Raw genomic sequence first — 21097 nt, forward strand, 5'->3', positions numbered from 1 at the left:
TGACGGCCCGTTCACTCCGGGGTTTGATGTTCATCCGGAAGTTGTCACAACTTCCGGGGCGGCCACCGACCTTACCAGAAGAATCGGGGACTCGTAAACACGTTCAGGCGCCTTCGTCCAACCTCGTTGTCCCGTTCCTTTCGGCCCGGGTCGGTGTCCGTGTCGCTCTGACCTGGATTAAGTTACGCGAGGATCAACTGCTCGACAAATCGCCTGGTCAGTGCGGGTGGACGGGAAGGAACCCGCAGGTGAACGTGGTTGCGCACTTCCGCTCGAGCCCGCGCCGNGGATCAACTGCTCGACAAATCGCCTGGTCAGTGCGGGTGGACGGGAAGGAACCCGCAGGTGAACGTGGTTGCGCACTTCCGCTCGAGCCCGCGCCGGTAAACGTGACGCCCGACACAGCTCTGTTCGACCCGCACCGCGGCTATCGGGGCAGCAGCCGGCCTTCGTCGACGCCCACCCGTTCGATACTTCCGCCCAGCTCCTGAAGGATCTCGACGAACCGGGGATAACCCCGATCGATGTGGTAGACGTCGTGGACTTCGGTCACCCCGTCGGCGCACAGACCGGCGAGCACCAGTCCGGCGCCCGCCCGGATGTCCGACGCCCATACCGGCGCACTCGACAACTGCTCCACACCCCGCACGACGGCGTGGTGTCCATCCGTGCGAGCGTCCGCTCCGAGACGCACCATCTCCTCCACGAAGCGGAACCGGGCTTCGAAGACGTTCTCGGTGATCATGGAGGTTCCGTCCGCCACCGCCGCCAGGCCGATGGCCATGGGCTGCAGATCCGTCGGGAAGCCCGGGTACGGCAGCGTCGCGAAGTTCACCGCACGCGGACGTTCCTCCTGTACCACATGGAATCCGTCCGGCAGAGGCGTGACCTCGGCTCCGGCGCTACGCAACTTGTCGAGCACCAATCCGAGATGCTTCGGGTTCACTCCGCGAACCGCCAGGTCTCCCCTGGTCATCACCGCTGCGATCCCCCACGTCGCCGCGACGATCCGGTCGCCGATGCAGCGGTGCTCGGTCGGTCGCAGCGCAGGCACGCCCGATACACGCAGAGTCGTGCTGCCTGCGCCCGTGATCCGGGCACCCATCCGGACCAGCATGGTGCACAGGTCGACGATCTCGGGTTCACGAGCAGCGTTGTCGATCGTCGTGTCCCCCTCGGCGAGGACCGCCGCCATCAGGATGTTCTCGGTGGCACCGACGGAGGGGAAGGCGAGGCGGATCGTCGCTCCGTGCAGATCGTCCGCCTCCGCGACGACACAGCCGTGTTCGATCGTCGAGTGCGCACCGAGCAGTCGCAGCCCGGCCTGGTGCATGTCGAGTGGCCGAGAACCGATGGCATCGCCACCCGGAAGCGCCACGATCGCCTTACGGCATCGAGCGACCAGGGGGCCGAGTACGCACACCGATGCGCGGAACTGACGCACCGCCGCGAAGTCGGCGCGGTACTCCGGTTCCGCGGGGGTGGTGATGCGGACCGCGTCACCCTCGATCACGACCTCGCAGCCCAGGCCACGCAGTACTTCCGCCATCAACGGCACATCGAGGATGTCCGGGCAATTGGTGATGGTGGTGGTGCCCTCGGCGAGCAAGGCCGCGGCCATCAGTTTGAGCACACTGTTCTTGGCACCCCCGACGACCACGTCGCCGGCAAGGCGGTTCCCACCCGTGACAAGAAAGCGTTCACTCACAACGACACAGCGTAACGGCGTGTCCCGAGGAAGAGCAGAGCCGGTACCGTGACGCCCATGGCAGTCCACCTCACACGGATCTATACGCGCACCGGAGACGACGGAACGACGGGGCTCAGCGACTTCTCGCGGGTCTCGAAGAACGACCCTCGTCTGGTCGCCTACGCCGATTGCGACGAGACCAACGCGGCCATCGGAGTTGCACTGGCACTGGGCGCTCTCCCCGATCGGCTCGTTCCCGTCCTCCGGCAGATCCAGAACGATCTGTTCGACGCCGGCGCCGATCTGTCGACGCCTGTGGTCGAGAACCCGAAATACCCACCGCTGCGCATCACCGAGCAGTACATCGAACGGCTCGAGGCGTGGTGCGACGAGTACAACGAAGAGCTGAAACCGCTCGATTCGTTCATTCTTCCGGGTGGGACGCCGGCTGCCGCACTGTTGCATACCGCACGGACGGTGGCGCGTCGCGCCGAGCGTTCTGCGTGGGCGGCCGTCGCGGCGGCGCCCGAGGGCACCAGCGTGCTGCCGGCGAAGTATCTGAATCGGCTTTCGGATCTGCTCTTCATTCTGAGCCGGATCGCGAATCCGGAGGGTGACGTGCTGTGGCAGCCCGGAGCGGGCGCGTGAGGAGAATCCTCTAGAGGGGACGGCGGCGCTGCGAACGGCCGTCCGGCCTGGACTCGAGCCAGGACATGAAGGCCATCAAGGCGCCGCTGTCGAACGCGATCTCGTACGAGTTTCCGCGATCGACCATGTCGAGGATCACGATGTCCTCGGTCATGATGTCGAATTCGCTACCCGTCGGCGACCGGCGCGACTGCACGTCGATGCCTTGTCGGGTCAGACGCGTATCGGGGCCCGGTCGAAGGCTCGACAGCTTGTAGAACGCGAGTGAATCGTCTCCGTACCGTACGATTCCGTGCCTCCAGCCGGAACCGTCGTTCTGAGGCATCACTCGAAGAATGGCGGCGGTACCTCCGCCGCGAAGGGTGAACAGACGGTACGACAAAGCCGCGACGGAGACCGCGAGCAGCACCACAAGGATCGTGAGAATCAGAAATCCAGGTGACACTGCTCGTCGGCTCCGTCGCGGCTTCTCGTTGTTCGACGATCAGGCTCGCTCGACAGCCCGCAGGCGGCCTCGGGCCGCTGCGATCTCCGACTCGTCACGATTCTCATCGTTCAGAGCCGACTTGGCTGCCTCGACGTCGATGTCCTCCACGCGGTCGGCGGCTTCGGCGAGCACCGTCACCGTCGTCGCGGTCACCGAGAGGAATCCGCCGTGGACGGCCAGGACGATCCGCTCACCGTCCGCAGTCCTGAGGGAGACGACGCCACCCTCGACGAGCTGGCCGAGCACGGGCTCGTGACCGGACATGATGCCGATCTCGCCCTCGGTGGTCTGGGCGGTCACGAGAGTCGCCGATCCGGACCACACGCGTTCCTCGACGGCGACGATGTCCACGCTCATTTCAGCCACGGTGGCCTACTTTCCGGCGATCTTCTTGGCTGCGGCCTCGACGTCGTCGAGTCCACCGCAGCTGTTGAACGCCTGCTCGGGCAGGTGATCGAACTCGCCCTTGCACACGCGGTCGAAGGCTTCGATGGTGTCGCTGAGCGGCACGACCGAACCCGGCTGACCCGTGAACTTCTCGGCGACGATGAAGTTCTGGCCGAGGAACTTCTGGAGACGACGGGCACGGGCGACCGTGACCTTGTCCTCTTCGGAGAGCTCGTCCATACCGAGGATGGCGATGATGTCCTGCAGTTCCTTGTACTTCTGCAGGATGCGCTTGACCTCGTTGGCCACCCGGAAGTGGTCGGCACCGACGATGCCCGGCTCGAGGATCCGCGAGGTCGACGTCAGCGGATCCACAGCGGGGTAGATACCCATCTGCGAAATCGGACGCGAGAGCTCGGTGGTCGCATCGAGGTGCGCGAACGTGGTGGCCGGCGCCGGGTCGGTGTAGTCGTCGGCGGGAACGTAGATCGCCTGGAGCGAGGTGATCGAGCGACCACGCGTCGAGGTGATGCGCTCCTGCAGCTCACCCATCTCGTCGGCCAGCGTCGGCTGGTAACCCACGGCCGAAGGCATACGGCCGAGAAGGGTCGAAACCTCGGAGCCGGCCTGGGTGAACCGGAAGATGTTGTCGATGAACAGGAGCACGTCCTGTCCCTGGACGTCGCGGAAGTACTCCGCCATCGTCAGGGCCGACAGGGCGACGCGCATACGCGTTCCCGGCGGCTCGTCCATCTGGCCGAAGACGAGGGCAGTGTCCTGGAGGACGCCCATCTCTTCCATCTCCAGGTGGAGGTCGGTGCCCTCACGGGTGCGCTCACCGACGCCGGCGAAGACCGACGTGCCGGAGAACTCACGAGCGATACGGGTGATCATCTCCTGGATCAGAACGGTCTTGCCGACACCGGCACCACCGAACAGACCGATCTTGCCGCCCTTGACGTACGGGGTCAGCAGGTCGATGACCTTGATGCCGGTCTCGAGGATCTCGGTCTTGCCCTCGAGCTGATCGAAGGCCGGGGGCTTGCGGTGGATGCCCCACTGCTCGCCGTCACGGCCGGTGCCCGGCGCGTCGAGGCAGTCGCCCAGCGCGTTGAACACGTGGCCCTTGACGACGTCGCCGACGGGCACCGAGATCGGCTTGCCGGTGTCGGAGACGGGAGCTCCGCGCACCAGGCCGTCGGTCGGCTGCATCGAGATCGTGCGGACCAGGTTGTCACCCAGGTGCTGCGCGACCTCGAGGGTCAGGGTCTTCGCCACGGACGGCAGAGTGACCTCTGCGTGCAGGGCGTTGAACAGCTCGGGCACGGCGCCACGCGGGAACTCCACGTCGACGACGGCGCCGATGACGCGGACGACGCGCCCGGCAAGGGCCGACGCCGCACCGGCGTTGTTGTCGGTAACTGCTGCGGTCATTGTGGTTCAGTCACTTCCTGCACTCGAGGCGAGCGCACCGGCACCGCCGACGATCTCGCTGATTTCCTGGGTGATCTGGGCCTGGCGGGCCTGGTTCGCCTGACGGCTGAGCGTGTTCACCAGTTCCGTGGCATTGTCCGTCGCCGCCTTCATGGCGGTGCGACGGGCTGCCGACTCGGAGGCCGCGGCGTCCAGCAGCGACGCATAGATACGCGTGCTGATGTACTTCGGCAGGAGCGCCTCGAGCAGAGTTCCGGCCTCCGGCTCGAAGTTGTACACCGCCTGCGGTCCCTCTGCACGTCGCCCGTCGGAGAGCATGTCCTCACCGAGGTCGATCTCGTCCTCGGTGACGCTCACCTCGAGCGGAGCCATCCGTCGCACCTGGGGGGTCTGCGTCAGCATCGACACGAACCGGGTGTAGACGATGTGCAGTTCGTCGACACCCTCGATGGTGCCTTCGCCGTTGGGAGCCGGAACCTCGTTGCCGGATCCCGCCATGAACAGCTCGACCAGGTGGCGGCTCGCCTTGGCGGCGTCCGTGTAACGCGGCTCCTGCGAGAAGCCCGTCCACGCACCGGCCACCTCGCGCTCACGGAAGGTGTAGTAGCCGAGGCCTTTGCCACCCATCACGTACAGCACAGGCTCCTTGCCCTCGCTGAGGAGCAGCTGACGCAGCTCCTCGGCTTCCTTGAGGACGTTGGAGTTGTAACCGCCGGCCATACCGCGATCGCTGGTCACGACCAGCACCGCAGCACGCTTGGGGTTCTCACGCTCGTTGAGCAGGGGGTGATCCAACGACGCCGACGCACTGGCCAGCTCGGAGAGCACCTTGGTGATCTCCTCGGCGTACGGCTTGGACGCTGCCACTCGGGCCTGAGCCTTCGTGATACGCGACGTCGCGATCAGTTCCTGCGCCTTGGTGATCTTCTTGGTCGAGTTGACCGACTTGATCCGCGAACGCAATTCGCGCAAGTTCGCCATTCGTCGATCACACTCCCTTCACTGGACGCTGGGTCATGGACTCCCCGCTCACTTGCGAACGGTGGTGCGCTTGACGGAGACCTGCTCCTGCTCGACCTCGTCGGCACCGAGTGCCTCGGCGTCGGCCTCGTTCACGACTCGGCTGCCGTCGGAGGCGATGAAGCCCTCCTTGAACTTGGCGGTCGCGGCGGTCAGGGCCTCGATCGACTCGTCGGTCAGGGCCTTGCCACCGGCGATCTGCTCGAAGACGCCTGCGGCGTTGCGGTGCAGATCCTCGAGAAGCTCCGCCTCGAAGCGACGCACGTCGTCGACGGGGACCGAGTCGAAGACACCTTCACCGGCGAGGAAGATCGACACGATCTGGTCCTCGACCGCGATGGGCGAGTACTGATCCTGCTTGAGCAGCTCGACGAGACGCTGGCCACGCTCGAGCTGGGCCTTCGACGCGGCGTCGAGGTCGGATGCGAAGGCGGCGAAGCCTTCGAGCTCACGGAACTGCGCGAGCTCGAGACGCAGCGAACCGGAGACCTTCTTCATGCCCTTGGTCTGGGCGGCGCCACCGACTCGGGAAACCGAGATACCGACGTTGATCGCGGGACGGACACCCTTGTTGAACAGGTCGGACTCGAGGAAGACCTGGCCGTCGGTGATGGAGATGACGTTGGTCGGGATGTAGGCCGACACGTCGTTCGCCTTGGTCTCGATGATCGGCAGAGCGGTCAGTGAACCGCCACCGAGCTCGTCGGAGAGCTTGGCGGAGCGCTCCAGCAGACGCGAGTGCAGGTAGAAGACGTCGCCGGGGTATGCCTCGCGGCCCGGCGGACGACGCAGCAGCAGGGAGATGGCACGGTACGCCTCGGCCTGCTTGGTCAGATCGTCGAACACGATGAGGACGTGCTTGCCCTGGTACATCCAGTGCTGGCCGAGGGCCGAACCGGTGTAGGGGGCGAGCCACTTGAAGCCGGCGGAGTCGGAGGCGGGAGCCGCGACGATGGTGGTGTACTCCATCGCGCCGTTCTCCTCGAGTGCCTGCTTGACACCCGCGATGGTCGAGCCCTTCTGGCCGATCGCGACGTAGATGCAACGGACCTGCTGCTTCGGGTCGCCGGTCTCCCAGTTCGCCTTCTGGTTCAGGATCGCGTCGATGCAGACCGCGGTCTTGCCCGTCTTGCGGTCGCCGATCACGAGCTGACGCTGGCCACGGCCGATCGGGGTCATCGCGTCGATGGCCTTGATGCCGGTCTGCAGCGGCTCCTCGACGGGCTGACGCTCCAGCACGGTCGCGGCCTGCAGCTCGAGGGCGCGGGTCTCGTCGGCCTGGATGTCGCCGAGTCCGTCGATCGGCTGACCGAGGGGGTTCACGACGCGGCCGAGGAAGTTGTCGCTCACCGGCACCGACAGAACGTCGCCGGTCCGCTTGACTTCCTGGCCTTCCTCGATCGTCTGGTAATCGCCCAGGATCACGGCACCGATCTCGGTCGCCTCGAGGTTGAGGGCCACGCCGAGGACGCCACCGGGGAACTCCAGCAGCTCGTTGGCCATCGCCGACGGCAGACCGCTGATGTGCGCGATGCCGTCACTGGTGTCGACGACCACGCCGACCTCCTCGCGGGAGGCCTCCGGGGAGTAGCTCGCGGTGTAGTTGTCAATCGCGCTACGGATCTCGTCGGAGGAGATCGTCAGCTCCGCCATGTTCTTCCTGCTCTCGGTATCTGGTCTTCGAAAAGATCTATGTGTGTGTTCGGTAGTGGACTACGTGAGGCTCTTGCGCACTGCTGCGAGTCGACCCGCGGCACTACCGTCGATGACCTCGTCGCCCACCCGGACGACCAATCCACTGAGAAGCTCGGGATCGACCTCGACGTGCACCGTCACAGGCTTCCCGTAGACGCGGGACAGAATCACGGTGAGCCGCTCTTCCTGCCTCGCATCGAGCGGTGCCGCGCTGCGAACATGAGCAACGGCACGGTCCCGCTGGGCCGCTGCGAGCGTCGACAACTCGTCGAACGTGTCGGCCGGGGGCTGGGTGAGCCGTCCGACCGCGTGAACCGCCAACGCTTCGGTGACAGCCGTCACCTTGCCGTAGAGCAGACGCGACAGCAGCTCTCGCTTGGCCGAAGCCGGAGCGCTGCGATCCGAGAGCGTCTGCTCGAGGGCGGGGTCGCCGGCCACGATGCGACCGAGACGGAACAGTTCGTCCTCGACGGCGTCGAGTTGGTCCTGGTCCGCTGCCGCTTTCAACAGCGCCTCACGACCGAGCCGGACGAGAGAGTTGGTCAGATCGGACTGGGCCGACCAGTCCTGTCCCGCTGCGGCCGTGACGGTCGCGAGGGTCTGAGCCGAAACCTTGCCGGCGAAGACCTGCTCGGCCAGCCGTTCGCGAACGGCAGCCGGGGCCGAGGCGTCGGCCAGCGCGGTCCGAAGAGCCCGCTGGCTGTCGAGCGCCTCGACCACCGAGAACAGCTCGGAACCGGCCTGAGCCGCAGCGGCAGTCGCGGCACCCGAGCCCAGGGCGGACTGCAACGCGGAACGCGTATGAGCGAGTGCCTCACGGCTTGCTGCGTACATTGTGCTCACTTTCCGGATGCAGAGTCAGCGCTGAGGGAGTCGAGTTCGTCGAGGAACCGATCGATCGAGCCGGCACGCTTCACGTCGTCCGTGAGCGCCTCACCGAGGATCTTCTCGGCGAGATCCACGGAGCTACGTCCGAGATCGCTACGCAGCTCGGCCACGATCTGCTGGCGCTGGGCCTGCAGCTGGCTGTGGCCGGCGGCGACGATGCGGTCGCTCTCCTCCTGTGCCTGCGCCTTCATGTCGGCGATGATCTGCTGGCCCTGTGCACGGGCCTCTTCACGGATCTGCGCCGCCTCGGTGCGGGCTTCGGCGAGCTGGCTCCGGTACTGCTCGAGCGCGGCCGCAGCCTCCGCCTGAGCTTCCTCTGCCTTCTTGATGCCGCCTTCGATCAGCTCCGAACGCTCGTCGAGCACCTTCTGGAACATCGGAAGCACGAACTTCCAGAAGACGAATCCGACGAGGATCAGGGCGACCAGCGACCAGACGATGTCGTATGTCGCGGGGAGGAGGGGATTGGGAGTCTCCCCTTCCCCTGCCGCGAGAATCAGGATGCTGTCAGCCATGGTGATCGTCGGATCAGAAGATGAAGCCGGCGACGATGCCGATCAGCGCCAGGGCCTCGGTGAACGCGATACCGAGGAACATCGTGGTGCGCAGCTGGCCTGCCATCTCGGGCTGACGAGCCATGCCCTCGATCGCCTTGCCGACAACGATGCCGATGCCGATGCCGGGGCCGATGGCGGCGAGGCCGTAGCCGATGGCGCCTGCACCCGAGATGGTGGTCTCCTGGGCGAGGACGTCTGCTGCCTGAAGCGCAACGCTCATTGGTGTTCCATTCCCTTTCTTGTGGCTCGGCCCCGGGAGTGGGCGACCGAGTCAGTCTGTGTGTAGATGTGGGTCGTGCCGTTCGGCGAGCTAATGCTCTTCGGCGTGCAGCGCCAGATCGATGTACACCGCGGTGAGCAGCGCGAAGATGTAGGCCTGCAGGACGATCACCAGGAGCTCGAAGAAGGTGAACGCGATTCCGCCGATGAGAGAACCGATACCGAACACCTTCATGAAGCCGTCGGAATCGAAGAAGAAGAACTGCGTGGCACTGAAGAACAGCACGAGCATGATGTGACCGGCCAGCATGTTGGCCATGAGACGAATGGTCAGGGTGAACGGCCGCAGAATGAACGTCGAGACGAACTCGATCGGGATCACCAGCACGTGGAGAGCGGGCGGCAGGTTCGGGATGACGATGCTGCTCTTGACGTAGCGGAAGAATCCGTACTTCTTGATGCCCACATAGTTGAAGACGATGTAGGCGAGTGCCGCGAGCACGATCGGCATACCGATTCGTGCGTTCGAGGAGATGTTGAGGAACGGGATGATCGAGGTCAGGTTGAGCCCGGCCACCAGGAAGAAGATGGTGACGATCACCGGGAGGAACCGGCGTCCCTGTTCCTTGCCGAGGATGTCCTCGGCGATGTGGATACGAACAAAGTCGAGCATGATCTCGGCGACGTTCTGGACGCCCCGCGGCACGATCTTCGGACTCCGCAGCGCGAAGAAGAAGAACAGTGCGACGATCAGGGCGACGGCGACGCGAATGAGCATCAGCCGGTCCAACTCGAAGGGTGTGCCTTCGAACAGGATTGCCGGTGGGAAAAAATCAGCTAGTGACGGCGCGTGGAATTCTCCGGCTGCCAAGGTGGTGACGCTCAGCGCTCTCTCCCGTAGTCGGCCGCAGGCATGCCGTCTGCGGTTCGATCGGACATTGACGATCCAGAAGTCGACCAGGTCGGCTCGCGTATTCGCCAGTGGTCCGAACCGCGTGAACGGTCCCGCTTCCTGCCGGTGTCGGCGACTCTCGTCGACTCGGCGGCCATTTGAACACGACCGCCTACGAAGTCACAACTGCACGCCGTTTCCAAACCTGACGCGTGCAATGTCACTCTCGTGGAATTCACCCTACCAACTGCTCTACGACAGCGCGTAGGTGGGTTCCTACCTGAAGGGTTATGGACTCCGCCACTACTACCGATCGTCGTTGCCGGTCGAGGAGGAGGGCTGCGGTTCGACGTAGAGCGCACGCTGCGACAGCACTCCGTAGGTCTCCGCCCCCAGCACGATGACCAGCGCCAAGACGATCGTCAGGACGAGCGCGTTCCGATCGTAGAAGTCGAGCGAGTCGAGCGAAGCCATCACGACGATGGCGAGGATCAGCTTGAGCAACCACGTACCGAGCAGGACGGCCCCGGCCGTCATCGCCGGCATCTTCGAGGTCAGGAGCACGCCGAGCGCGGTGAAGAGGATGAACCCGCCGCCGACGGCCGCACCGATCAGCGCTCCCCACAGACCGGGCGTTCCCGCGACGAGTACGGAGATCACCGACGCCACGACGGCGAGGGCGAGCAATCCGAGCGCGCCGTACCGCACCGCTGCTCGCATCGGCGCGATCGGGTCGGGCAGCGAAGGCAGCACGGGGTCGGGTTGGGGATGATCCGGGTTCGTCACGGTATCGAGCCTAACGGACCTCGCGCGGACGTTCCGGTGGCGTCTCCCCCGGCTCGTCGTGGCGACGGAGGGACGGCACCGCGGTGACCACGAGTGCGAAGACGAGGCCCCCGGCGAGAAGCAGCACGACGCCCCGGCGGTCGAGAAGGGACGAGCCGACCGCGCCGAACGCGAGGATGCCGACCCATAGATACAGCAGAAGCACCACGCGGCGGTGCGAGTGTCCGATCTGCAGGAGACGATGGTGCAGGTGCATCTTGTCCGGGCTGAACGGACTCACCCCGGCCCGGGTACGCCGCACGATCGCGAGGAGCAGGTCGAGGATCGGGATGAACATCACAGCGCCGACGAGGATCAACGGCGAGAGCAGGCCCAGCAGGTCGCGCGATCCATACGCGCTGAGCGGGATCAGACCCGAGGCGCTCGTCGAGATCGCGGCCAGCATGAGGCCGATGAGCATCGATCCCGAGTCGCCCATGAAGATCTTCGCCGGCTGAAAGTTGTGCGGCAGGAAGCCGAGACACGCGCCCGCCAGAGCAGCGGCCATCAGTGCCGGCGGATAAGCGGAGACATCGCCACCCTGGTCGAGCAGCAACCCGACGGAGAACGCACAGATCGCCAATGCGGCGATCAAACCGAGGCCGGCGGCGAGCCCGTCGAGACCGTCGACGAAGTTCATCGCATTGATCATCACCGCCGCCACCGCGACGGTGATGAGACCGCCCTGCAGCTGGTCGAGCACGAGGGTCGAAGCACTGAACGGGTCGTAGATCACGATCCAGCTCACGCCCATGACGACGAGCACACCCGCCGCCGTGACCTGGCCTACGAATTTGGTGAGGGCGTCGAGCCCCCAACGGTCGTCGACGATACCGACGACGACGATGATCGAAGCCGCGACGAGGGCGGCACCCATGTCGGGCGTGTACTCGAAACCTCGTGTCAGAGCAGGTAATTGCTGCGCGAAGACGATTCCCGCGACGAGCCCGATGTACATCCCCACCCCGCCCATCCGCGGGGTGGGAGTCACGTGGACATCGCGATCGCGCGGAACGGCGACCGCGCCGAACTTCAGCGCGAGGATGCGGACCACACCGGTGGCGAGGAAGGTCACCACCGCAGAGGTCAGCAGGACGAGAAGAAGCTCCCTGATGGGAACGCCGGCGCCGCGCCCGGCCTGAGCGAGCAATACGGCGGTCGTGTCGGCTGCAGTCACGTGCTCCGTTCCTCCGCCGTTACTCCCCGCCGGCGCGCAGGCGTTCGGGATCGTCGCCCAGCACCTCTGCGAGCGCGTCGATCGTGACCGCACCCTCGCGCAGGACACGCGGACGGTCTCCGGTGAGATCGACGATCGTCGAGGCCACGCCGTGCTCGGCAGGACCGCCGTCGAGGTAGACGCTCGCCGACGCTCCGAGCTGCTCGCGCGCCTCGGTGACATTCGTCGCCGGCGGCCTACCGGAGACGTTGGCGCTCGACACCGCGAGCGGGCCGACCTCGCGCAACAGTTCCAGGATGACCGGATGCAGCGGCATGCGGAGCATGACCGTTCCACGCGTGTCGCCGAGATCCCAGGCGAGGGACGGTGCCTGATGCACCACCAGGCTCAGTCCCCCCGGCCAGAACGCCCGGATCAACTCCCTCGCCTCGGGCCGCACGGAGGTGACGAGCCCGTCGATGGTGGTCCACGAACCGACCAGCACCGGCACCGGCATGTCGCGCCCCCGGCCCTTCGCACGCAGCAGGGCGGACACGGCCTCCGAATCGAATGCGTCGGCCGCGATCCCGTAGACCGTATCGGTGGGTACGACGACGAGTCGTCCGGCCTTGAGCGCGCCGCGCGCCGCGTTCAGGCCGGCAGCGCGCGAAGCTTCGTTGTTGCAGTCGTACACGGTGCTCACGCGCTCATCCTTCCACTCCGGCGGGAATCGGTGTCCGACGGGTCCTGCCCGTCAGTCCTGCGCCCCGGACCGCAGCGACTTCCCACGGCCGGCTTCCACATCGGTCGGAACACGATGCGCCGTGACGAAGCGGGATTTCCCGGCGAGGTCCGGATGCCGCACGACATCGCCGAAGACGCGCCGCTGTTCGAACAGTTCCGCGACGAGCAGGCTGTGGGTGTCGTCGTGCTCGACCGCCACCGCTCCCCCTATCCGGAGCCACCGCGCGATGTTCGACACCATCGGCCTGATGACGGAGAGCCCGTCGGCGCCCCCGAACAGTGCCGAGTGCGGATCGTGGTCGATCACCTCGGGTTCGAGGACGGCCCCTTCGGGGATGTAGGGCGGGTTGGCCACCACGAGATCGACCGTGCCTTCGAGATCGGTCAGGAGGGTGCGGTCGGTGACGTCGCCCTGATGCAGCCGGATGGGGGTGTCCCCTTCTGCGGCACGCGTCTCGGCATTGCGTCTCGCCCAGGTGAGGGCCTTCGGTTCGAGTTCGACGGCGTGGACTTCCGCGTCGGGCCTGGCGTGCGCGATCGCGAGAGCGAGTGCGCCCGAGCCCGTGCACAGGTCGAGGACGACGGGGTTGCGGGTGCCGTGGCGTTCCAGGAAGGCCAGCGCCCATCCCAGCAGCAGTTCGGTCTCGGGACGAGGAACGAACACGCCGGGGCCCACCGCGAGATCGATCTCCCCCATCGGCGATGTGCCGATGATGTACTGCAGCGGGATCCGCTTCGCCCGCTGCTCGACCATCGAGCGGTAGGCGTCGATGGTCGCCGGGTCGACGAGCGGGACGAGGCCGAGCCGGCCTCGTTCGATGCCGAGCAGGTGCGCAGCGAGCAGTTCGGCGTCGACCCGCGGACTCGGGACACCCGCTTGCTCGAGTACCGACGCTGCTTCGATGACGGCCAGGCGCAGAGGTTGACGGCTCACGGGTACAGGGTGCCACGCCGTCCGGGCAGCTCGTACGCAGAGGTGGTACCTCTCATATCGAACAGACGGGACGAAACGGGCAGCTGCGCGAAAGACGCTCCGGGAGTGCGGGTTCGAATCCGAGATCGCGAGACTCGACGACGGGCGCATCTCCCGGCCGGTTTCGCGGTAGACGCCTACCGCAACGCCGGCTGCCGGAACTGCGTCCGGACGACATCGAACCCGGTTCCCGCGATTACTCCGCCGCGAGCCGGGCTTCGCGGTCCGCCGCGCCGAGTGCGTCGAGCAGGGCGTCGAGCTCTCCGTCGAGCACGGCGTCGAGGTTGTGGGACTTGAATCCGATGCGGTGATCGGTGATCCGGTTCTCCGGGAAGTTGTAGGTCCGGATCCGTTCGGAACGGTCGACCGTGCGCACCTGGCTCGCACGTCCGGCCGAAGCCTCCGCATCGGCTGCCTCTTCGGCCGCCGCCTGCAGACGTGCAGCGAGCACCTGCATCGCACGGGCCTTGTTCTGCAGCTGGGAGCGCTCGTTCTGGCACGTGACGACGATGCCGGTGGGGAGGTGCGTGATGCGGACGGCCGAGTCGGTGGTATTGACGCCCTGACCGCCCTTGCCCGACGACCGGTAGACGTCGATCCGCAGGTCGCCCTCGTCGATCTGAACCTGTTCGACCTCGTCGGGTTCGGGATAGACGAACACCCCGGCCGCCGAGGTGTGCACGCGGCCCTGCGACTCGGTGACGGGCACACGTTGCACGCGGTGCACGCCGCCTTCGAACTTCAACCGGGACCAGACACCGTCGCGCACATCGGTCCGCGACTTGATCGACAGGGTGACGTCCTTGTAGCCGCCGAGATCGGAGTAGGTGGCCCCGAGGACCTCCACGCGCCAGCCCGCACGCTCGGCGTAGCGCGTGTACATACGCGCCAGATCGGAGGCGAAGAGGGCGGACTCCTCGCCACCCTCACCGGACTTGACCTCGAGAACGACGTCGTCGCCGTCGTGAGGATCGCGGGGCGCGAGGAGATCGGTCAGGGACCGGTCGAGTTCGGCGATCCGGGCTTCGAGCTCGTCGACCTCGGACGCGAAGGAGGCATCGTCGGCCGCGAGTTCGCGGGCCGCCTCGAGATCCTCGCGAGCCTGCTTCAGAGCGTTGTAGGTCGACATCACAGGAGCGAGTTCTGCGAAGCGTTTGCCCACCCGGCGAGCGGCAGCCGGATCGTCGTGCAGCGACGGATCGGACAGCTGCTGTTCCAGGCCTGCGTGTTCGGCCAGGATGTCGTCGATGGCCGACGGCTTGGTCTGCCCCGCCATATGAGTGTGCTCCGCTCTGGTTCGGTCCCTGCAATGAAAAAGCCGACGCCCGGCCTGCACAAGGGCAGTACCGGGCGTCGGCGTGACAGCTAGCTGTCGGAAGCGGCCTTCTTCGACGCGCGCTTGCCGTAGCGAGCCTCGAAGCGCGCGACCCGACCACCGGTGTCGAGAATCTTCTGCTTGCCGGTGTAGAAGGGGTGGCAGTTGGAGCAGACTTCGACGGTGATCCGTCCCGACTCCTTGGTGCTGCGCGTCTCGAACGTGTTACCGCAACCGCAGACGACGGTCGTCGTCACGTAGTTGGGGTGGATTCCTGCCTTCATGGTGTCCCTTTCGTGGCCGCCGGGTCGCCTTCGCGGGTCGAAGACGTGAACCGGAGCCGGACTGAGCCTGTCGATTATGCCAAACGTAGGGCCCCGGGAAGAAATTCCCGGGGCACCGACGTCAGTCCTCGAGCGCCCCCGGTGCGGTCTTCGCCACATTCATGAGGAACTCGATGTTCGTCTTGGACTTCTTGAGCCGGTCGATGAGCAGATCGATCGCCTGGTGCGAATCGAGACCCGACAGCACGCGGCGCAGCTTGTGCACCACGGCGAACTCGTCGGGGCTCATGAGCAACTCGTCCTTGCGTGTACCCGACGGATTGACATCGACCGCGGGGAACACGCGACGCTCCGCGATCTTGCGATCGAGCTTGAGCTCCGCGTTACCGGTGCCCTTGAACTCCTCGAAGATCACGGTGTCGCCGGTCGAACCGGTCTCGACCATCGCGGTGGCGATGATCGTGAGCGAGCCGCCGTTCTCGATGTTGCGCGCCGCACCCAGGAAACGCTTCGGCGGATACAGCGCGGTCGAGTCCACACCACCGGAGAGGATGCGTCCCGAAGCCGGCGACGAGTTGTTGTAGGCACGGCCGAGACGGGTGATCGAGTCGAGGAGCACCACGACGTCCTGCCCCATCTCCACCAGGCGCTTCGCACGCTCGATGGCGAGCTCGGCGACCGAGGTGTGGTCCGACGGCGGCCGGTCGAAGGTCGAGGCGATGACCTCACCCTTCACCGAACGCTGCATGTCGGTGACCTCTTCGGGACGCTCGTCGACGAGCACGACCATCAGGTAGCACTCGGGGTTGTTGACGGCGATGGCGTTGGCGATGTCCTGCAGGACGGTCGTCTTACCGGCCTTCGGAGGCGACACGATCAGCGCGCGCTGCCCCTTGCCGATCGGCATGACCAGATCGATCACACGCGTGGTGAGGATGTTCGGCTGGGTCTCGAGACGCAGTCGCTGGTTGGGATACAGCGGGGTGAGCTTGTTGAACTCGGGGCGGCGCTTGGCCGATTCGACGTCGCGACCGTTGACGGTGTCGAGGCGGACCAGCGGGTTGAACTTCTGGCGCTGGTTGCTCTGCTCACCTTCGCGGGGAACACGCACGGCACCGGTGATCGCGTCGCCGCGGCGCAGACCGTTCTTGCGCACCATGTTCATCGACACGTACACATCGTTCGGACCGGCGAGATATCCCGAGGTGCGGACGAACGCGTAGTTGTCGAGGACGTCGAGGATGCCGGCGACCGGCTGCAGAACGTCGTCCTCGCGGATCTCGGGGTCGCGCGAATCGGAGCCGCCCTCGTTGCGATCGCGACCACGGCGACGCTCACGGAAGCGACGGCCCCGGCGACCGCGGCCGCCTTCCTCGTCGTCTCCTCCGCGGTTGTCCTGGCCCTGCCGCGGACCCTGGTTGCCGCTCTCGCGGTCGCCACCGTCCTGGTTGCGATCACCCTGGTTGCGGTCACCCTGGTTGCGGTCACCCTGGTTGCGCTCGCCGCGGCGCGCGGACCCGTCACCCGAGGTGCGGTCCTGGTTCTTCTCGCGCTGCGAGTCCCGGTCCTGCCGGCCTTCGCCGGCCGAGTCGGCGTTGTCGGCCTGCTGGTTCTGATCGGCATGATCGGACTGGTCGGCGCCACGACGGCCCCGACGTCCACGGCCCCGGCGGTTCCCGTCGGATTCGCCGTCGCCACTGGGATTCTGGCCACTCTGGGCCTTGTCCTGCGAGCCGGCCTCGACCGGCTTCGCGTCGGCCTTCTGCTCGGACGCGGGGGCTTCGGGCGCGGCGTTCTCGTCTACCGCGGCACGGGTACGACGACCACGAGCCGGACGCGCGGGCGAGTCCTCGGTCTTGTCGGCAGCGCCGGCCTTCTCGGAGGCAACCGGCTTCTCGGCGCCGGCGGTCGGCGTGGCTGCAGGCTGCTCCGCGGCGGGGGCGGCCGAGCCGCCTCCCTGCCGCTCCTTGATCGCAGCGATGAGATCGCCCTTACGCATTCCGGAGGTGCCCTTGATGCCGAGCTCGGCGGCAAGAGTGCGCAACTCGGCCAGCACCATGCCCGACAGGCCTGCTCCGCGGCGACCGCGCGTGGTCGTCCGGCTACCGGCGTCCTCGGGAATGTCCAGAGCAGGTGTAGCGATCAGGTCCGTATCTGTCACGGAGATCCTTCCTTCCCTCGCTCGCTCCATGCGCAGTCGAGGGTTCGTCCCGCAGATCAGTTCGTGCACTGAGCTGGGATTTGCCGTACGAGTTCAGGGAAAACGAACGGTCGGCACGTCCGCCACCACCGATGATCCGGTAGGTGCGGTCTGTCCCTCTCCCGGATCCGGGAGTAGGTGAGGATCGATCCAGGATCGACGCCCCGATGGAGCTGGAGTGATTGCCCTGGAGAATCCGGCGACTGATACGCACGACGTGCGGACACCCCACAGAATAGCGACGATCTGTACGTAGGGCAAGAATCGCCACGACGGATCGGGTGTGTGTGTTGCACCACCGTTCGACCCGCGAGCGGCGCGCGAACCGGCCTCAGTCGACCTGGACACCCTCGGCGATCTCGAGGTCGAGCACCGTCAGATCGTCCGCCTCCGCCGCGGCTCGCAGGTCTCCCGGCAACACCGAGGTCGTCAGTGCGAGTGCCGTGGGTCCTGCCCCCGACACGACGGCCGGGATACCCGCCTCACGCAGTGCTCCCACCCACTTGGTCGTGAGCGGGAGCGCCGGTGCGCGCTGGGCCTGGTGGAGCAGATCCTGAGTCGCCGGCATCAGCAACTCGGGACGCTCGGTGAGGGCGACGACCGCCAGAGCGGCCCGGCTGACGTTGAACGCCGCATCCCGGTGCGGGACCAGATCCGGCAGCAGTCCGCGGGTGTGGGCGGTGGACGAGCGGACCGACGGGACGAAGGCGTAGGCCTTGATGTCGGGGTGGACGCGCAACGACACCGCGCGATAGGTGCGCTGCCCGGAATCGACGTCGACCTCCGTCCACGACACCACCGCACCGCCGAGAACACTCGCAGCGGCGTTGTCGGGATGTCCTTCGAACTCGGAGGCCAGCTGCACGAGCTGCTCGTCGTCGAGAACGCGCTCCGGAGCGACCTTACGGATGAGACCGTTGGCGGCGGCCAGGCCGCCGACCGCCGCCGAAGCGGACGATCCCAGCCCCCGCGAGTGCGGGATGACGTTGCGGCACATCACGTCCAATCCGTCGGCCCACACTCCGGCGGCTTCGAGTCCCCGCTCGACGGCGCGGACGACCAGATGGGACGGCCCCCAGGGGACCTCCTGTGCCCCTTCCCCCTCCACACGCACGTCGAGCCCGGAAGCTGTTGTCGTGACGGTGATCTCGTCGTACAACCCGACGGCGAGACCCAGGCAGTCGAAGCCGGGCCCGAGGTTCGCGCTCGAGGCGGGCACCCGTGCCGTCACCGAAAGCCCCACGGGCAACGTCTGCGTCATGTCCTGATTCCCAACGAAGGAAGGGGTGGCGGTCAACTCAGGCCAACTCGAGCGCGGAGGCGACCGCGACCGGGTCGACCGGGATGGGCTCGACGACGGGCACGTCGCGCAGGGCCGTGTCGGGATCCTTGAGACCGTTTCCGGTCACGGTGCACACGACCTTCAGGCCACGCTCGAGCCAGCCCTCCTTGCTCGCGGCGAGCAGGCCCGCGATCGACGCTGCCGAAGCCGGTTCGACGAAGATCGACTCGGACTTGGCGAGCAGCCGGTACGCCTCGAGGATCTCCTCGTCGGTCGCCGCACGGAACGCACCGTTCGACTCCTCCTTCGCGGCCACCGCACCGTTCCACGACGCGGGGGCGCCGATCCGGATGGCGGTCGCAATCGTCTCGGGGTCCTTCACCGGATGGCCGAGAACGAGCGGAGCGGCACCGGCAGCCTGGACACCGAGCATCCGGGGGCGGCGCGTGCTGAGCCCGTCCGCCGCGTACTCGCTGTAGCCCTTCCAGTAGGCGGTGATGTTGCCGGCATTCCCCACCGGGAGCACGTGCACGTCGGGGGCGTCACCGAGCGCGTCGACGATCTCGAAAGCCGCGGTCTTCTGACCTTCGATGCGGACCGGGTTCACCGAGTTCACGAGACCGATGGTGGAGAACTCCGCCGTGGTCTTGCGCGCCAGCTCGAGGCAGTCGTCGAAGTTGCCCTCGACCTGCACGATCTTGGCGCCGTGCATGACGGCCTGGGCGAGCTTGCCCATCGCGATCTTGCCCTGCGGCACGAGCACCGCGCAGCCGATGCCGGCGCGGGCGGCGTAGGCGGCCGCAGAGGCCGAGGTGTTGCCGGTGGACGCGCACAGCACGGCCTGCTTGCCGGTCGCGAGGGCTTCGGTGACGGCCATCGTCATGCCGCGGTCCTTGAACGAACCGGTGGGGTTGAGACCCTCGACCTTGACGTGGACCTCGCAGCCGGTGATCTCCGACAGTCGAGGAGCGGGAATCAGCGGCGTACCGCCTTCGCGCAGCGTCACCGTCTTCCAGTCGGCGCCGATCGGCAGGCGCGAACGGTATGCCTCGATCAGGCCCGGCCACGGGGTGTGGACGGCGGTGGTGTTCTTCTCGGCCGCGCTCATTCGGCGGATCCCTCCAGTCTCAGGACGCTGGTCACAGCGATCACGGATTCGAGTTTGTCGAGCGCTGCGACGGTGTCCGCCAGCGCACGGTCGGTGGCCTGATGGGTCAGGACGACCAGTCGGGCCGCCTCGCCGGCGCCTTCCTGGCGAACGGCTGCGATGCTCACGTCGCGTGTGGCGAACTCGGCGGCCACCGCGGAGAGCACGCCGGCGCGGTCGGCGACCTTCAGGTTGACGTAGTAGCGCGTGAGGATGTCGCTCATGGGCGCGATCTCGAGCTGCGCGTACTTCGATTCGCGCGGACCGCGCCCACCCTGCACGCGGTTGCGGGCGGCCATCACCAGATCGCCCATCACCGCCGAGGCGGTGGGCGCGCCACCGGCACCCTGGCCGTAGAACATGAGCCGTCCGGCGGACTCCGCTTCGACGACGACGGCATTGAACGCGCCGTTGACCGAGGCCAACGGGTGTTCGCGGGGCACGAGCGCCGGGTAGACGCGGGCGGACACCCGGTCCTTACCGTCGGCCGACGGCACGCGCTCGCACAGGGCGAGCAGCTTGATCGTGCAGTTGAGCGCGCGAGCGGAGGTCAGGTCTGCGGCGGTGATCGTCGAGATGCCCTCGCGGTAGACGTCCGCGGCGGTCACCCGGGTGTGGAAGGCGATCGACGCGAGGATCGCCGCCTTGGCGGCCGCATCGAAGCCTTCGACGTCGGCGGTCGGGTCGGCTTCGGCGTAGCCGAGCCGGCTCGCCTCGGCGAGCGTCTCGGCGTAGTCCGCGCCGGTCTCGTCCATGGCCGAGAGGATGTAGTTGGTGGTGCCGTTGACGATGCCGACGACACGGTCGACCCGATCACCCGCCAGCGACTGCGTGAGCGGCCGGATCACCGGGATCGCGCCGGCCACGGACGCCTCGAAGTACAGGTCGACGTTGCGGGCCTCGGCCGCTTCGGCCAGTTCACCGGTGTAGGCGGCGAGCAGTGCCTTGTTCGCGGTGACCACGGACTTGCCCGCGTCCAGCGCCGCCCGCACGAGGGTGCGGGGAAGCTCGATGCCTCCGATGAGCTCGACGACGATGTCGACGTCGTCCCGGCGGATCAGAGACTCGGCATCCGTCGTGACCAGGTCTGTGGGAAGCCCCCGGTCGCGGGTGTCGTCGCGAACAGCGACGCCACGCAACTCCAGGGGTGCGCCGATACGGGCCTCGAGGTCGGTGGCGTCGTCACGGATGATCCGTACGACCTCGGCACCGACGGTGCCGTGTCCGAGAACCGCCACACCCACCGGACGCCGG

Annotated in this window: 21 protein-coding genes; 1 reads left to right on the plus strand and 20 read right to left on the minus strand. The window is 66.8% G+C overall.

Features of this window, described 5'->3' with window-relative positions; all coding sequences use genetic code 11:
• Positions 1-427 precede the first annotated feature (427 nt).
• Positions 428-1708: a UDP-N-acetylglucosamine 1-carboxyvinyltransferase gene (gene murA / locus MOM01_RS19620; RefSeq protein ID WP_241387117.1), complete on the minus strand. Its 1281-nt coding sequence runs from the start codon at positions 1706-1708 to the stop codon at positions 428-430.
• Between the two features lie 57 nt (positions 1709-1765).
• On the opposite strand from murA, the gene MOM01_RS19625 reads away from it, so the two are divergent.
• Positions 1766-2338: a cob(I)yrinic acid a,c-diamide adenosyltransferase gene (locus MOM01_RS19625; protein ID WP_241387118.1), complete on the plus strand. Its 573-nt coding sequence runs from the start codon at positions 1766-1768 to the stop codon at positions 2336-2338.
• 10 nt (positions 2339-2348) lie between these two features.
• On the opposite strand, the gene MOM01_RS19630 is transcribed toward MOM01_RS19625, so the two are convergent.
• From MOM01_RS19630 to MOM01_RS19720, 19 genes are all read right to left on the minus strand, one after another.
• The gene (locus tag MOM01_RS19630) at positions 2349-2783 is read right to left on the minus strand and encodes a DUF2550 domain-containing protein (RefSeq protein WP_241387119.1); all 435 of its coding nucleotides are present in this window, start codon (positions 2781-2783) and stop codon (positions 2349-2351) included.
• A gap of 39 nt (positions 2784-2822) precedes the next feature.
• Positions 2823-3191 carry a F0F1 ATP synthase subunit epsilon gene (locus MOM01_RS19635; RefSeq protein ID WP_241387120.1) on the minus strand — a complete coding sequence of 123 codons (369 nt, stop codon included), beginning with the start codon at positions 3189-3191 and terminating at the stop codon, positions 2823-2825.
• 6 nt (positions 3192-3197) lie between these two features.
• Complete coding sequence (gene atpD, locus MOM01_RS19640) at positions 3198-4646, minus strand: F0F1 ATP synthase subunit beta (RefSeq protein ID WP_241387121.1); 1449 nt, start codon at positions 4644-4646, stop codon at positions 3198-3200.
• A gap of 6 nt (positions 4647-4652) precedes the next feature.
• Positions 4653-5627, minus strand: coding sequence for a F0F1 ATP synthase subunit gamma (locus MOM01_RS19645; protein ID WP_241387122.1), 975 nt, complete (start codon positions 5625-5627; stop codon positions 4653-4655).
• A 48-nt stretch (positions 5628-5675) separates the two neighbouring features.
• Positions 5676-7319, minus strand: a complete 1644-nt coding sequence (gene atpA, locus MOM01_RS19650; RefSeq protein WP_241387123.1) for a F0F1 ATP synthase subunit alpha — start codon at positions 7317-7319, stop codon at positions 5676-5678.
• A 60-nt stretch (positions 7320-7379) separates the two neighbouring features.
• Positions 7380-8195, minus strand: a complete 816-nt coding sequence (locus MOM01_RS19655) for a F0F1 ATP synthase subunit delta (protein WP_241387124.1) — start codon at positions 8193-8195, stop codon at positions 7380-7382.
• 5 nt (positions 8196-8200) lie between these two features.
• Positions 8201-8764: a F0F1 ATP synthase subunit B gene (locus tag MOM01_RS19660; protein ID WP_241387125.1), complete on the minus strand. Its 564-nt coding sequence runs from the start codon at positions 8762-8764 to the stop codon at positions 8201-8203.
• Positions 8765-8777: 13 nt separating this feature from the next.
• A complete protein-coding gene (locus MOM01_RS19665) occupies positions 8778-9026 on the minus strand; it encodes an ATP synthase F0 subunit C (RefSeq protein ID WP_006552591.1) in 249 nt (82 codons plus the stop codon).
• Between the two features lie 90 nt (positions 9027-9116).
• Complete coding sequence (gene atpB / locus MOM01_RS19670; RefSeq protein WP_241387222.1) at positions 9117-9815, minus strand: F0F1 ATP synthase subunit A; 699 nt, start codon at positions 9813-9815, stop codon at positions 9117-9119.
• 408 nt (positions 9816-10223) lie between these two features.
• On the minus strand, positions 10224-10703 hold the full coding sequence (locus MOM01_RS19675; protein WP_241387126.1) for a hypothetical protein: 480 nt from the start codon (positions 10701-10703) through the stop codon (positions 10224-10226).
• A gap of 10 nt (positions 10704-10713) precedes the next feature.
• Entirely contained in the window at positions 10714-11919 is a 1206-nt protein-coding gene (locus tag MOM01_RS19680) for a glycosyltransferase family 4 protein (protein WP_241387127.1), read from the minus strand.
• 19 nt (positions 11920-11938) lie between these two features.
• Positions 11939-12601 carry an L-threonylcarbamoyladenylate synthase gene (locus MOM01_RS19685; protein ID WP_241387128.1) on the minus strand — a complete coding sequence of 221 codons (663 nt, stop codon included), beginning with the start codon at positions 12599-12601 and terminating at the stop codon, positions 11939-11941.
• Between the two features lie 51 nt (positions 12602-12652).
• Positions 12653-13576, minus strand: coding sequence for a peptide chain release factor N(5)-glutamine methyltransferase (gene prmC, locus MOM01_RS19690; protein WP_241387129.1), 924 nt, complete (start codon positions 13574-13576; stop codon positions 12653-12655).
• A gap of 235 nt (positions 13577-13811) precedes the next feature.
• On the minus strand, positions 13812-14891 hold the full coding sequence (gene prfA, locus MOM01_RS19695) for a peptide chain release factor 1 (RefSeq protein ID WP_241387130.1): 1080 nt from the start codon (positions 14889-14891) through the stop codon (positions 13812-13814).
• A gap of 89 nt (positions 14892-14980) precedes the next feature.
• The gene (rpmE, locus tag MOM01_RS19700; RefSeq protein ID WP_241387131.1) at positions 14981-15214 is read right to left on the minus strand and encodes a 50S ribosomal protein L31; all 234 of its coding nucleotides are present in this window, start codon (positions 15212-15214) and stop codon (positions 14981-14983) included.
• 121 nt (positions 15215-15335) lie between these two features.
• Positions 15336-17273, minus strand: a complete 1938-nt coding sequence (gene rho, locus MOM01_RS19705) for a transcription termination factor Rho (protein ID WP_241387223.1) — start codon at positions 17271-17273, stop codon at positions 15336-15338.
• A 472-nt stretch (positions 17274-17745) separates the two neighbouring features.
• Entirely contained in the window at positions 17746-18675 is a 930-nt protein-coding gene (gene thrB / locus MOM01_RS19710) for a homoserine kinase (protein WP_241387132.1), read from the minus strand.
• Between the two features lie 37 nt (positions 18676-18712).
• Positions 18713-19804 carry a threonine synthase gene (gene thrC, locus MOM01_RS19715; protein WP_241387133.1) on the minus strand — a complete coding sequence of 364 codons (1092 nt, stop codon included), beginning with the start codon at positions 19802-19804 and terminating at the stop codon, positions 18713-18715.
• The gene (locus tag MOM01_RS19720) at positions 19801-21087 is read right to left on the minus strand and encodes a homoserine dehydrogenase (RefSeq protein WP_241387224.1); all 1287 of its coding nucleotides are present in this window, start codon (positions 21085-21087) and stop codon (positions 19801-19803) included. The genes thrC and MOM01_RS19720 overlap by 4 nt, the downstream gene beginning before the upstream one ends.
• Between the last annotated feature and the right edge of the window lie 10 nt (positions 21088-21097).

Source organism: Rhodococcus sp. CH91 (assembly GCF_022554085.1).
Classification (GTDB): domain Bacteria; phylum Actinomycetota; class Actinomycetes; order Mycobacteriales; family Mycobacteriaceae; genus Rhodococcus.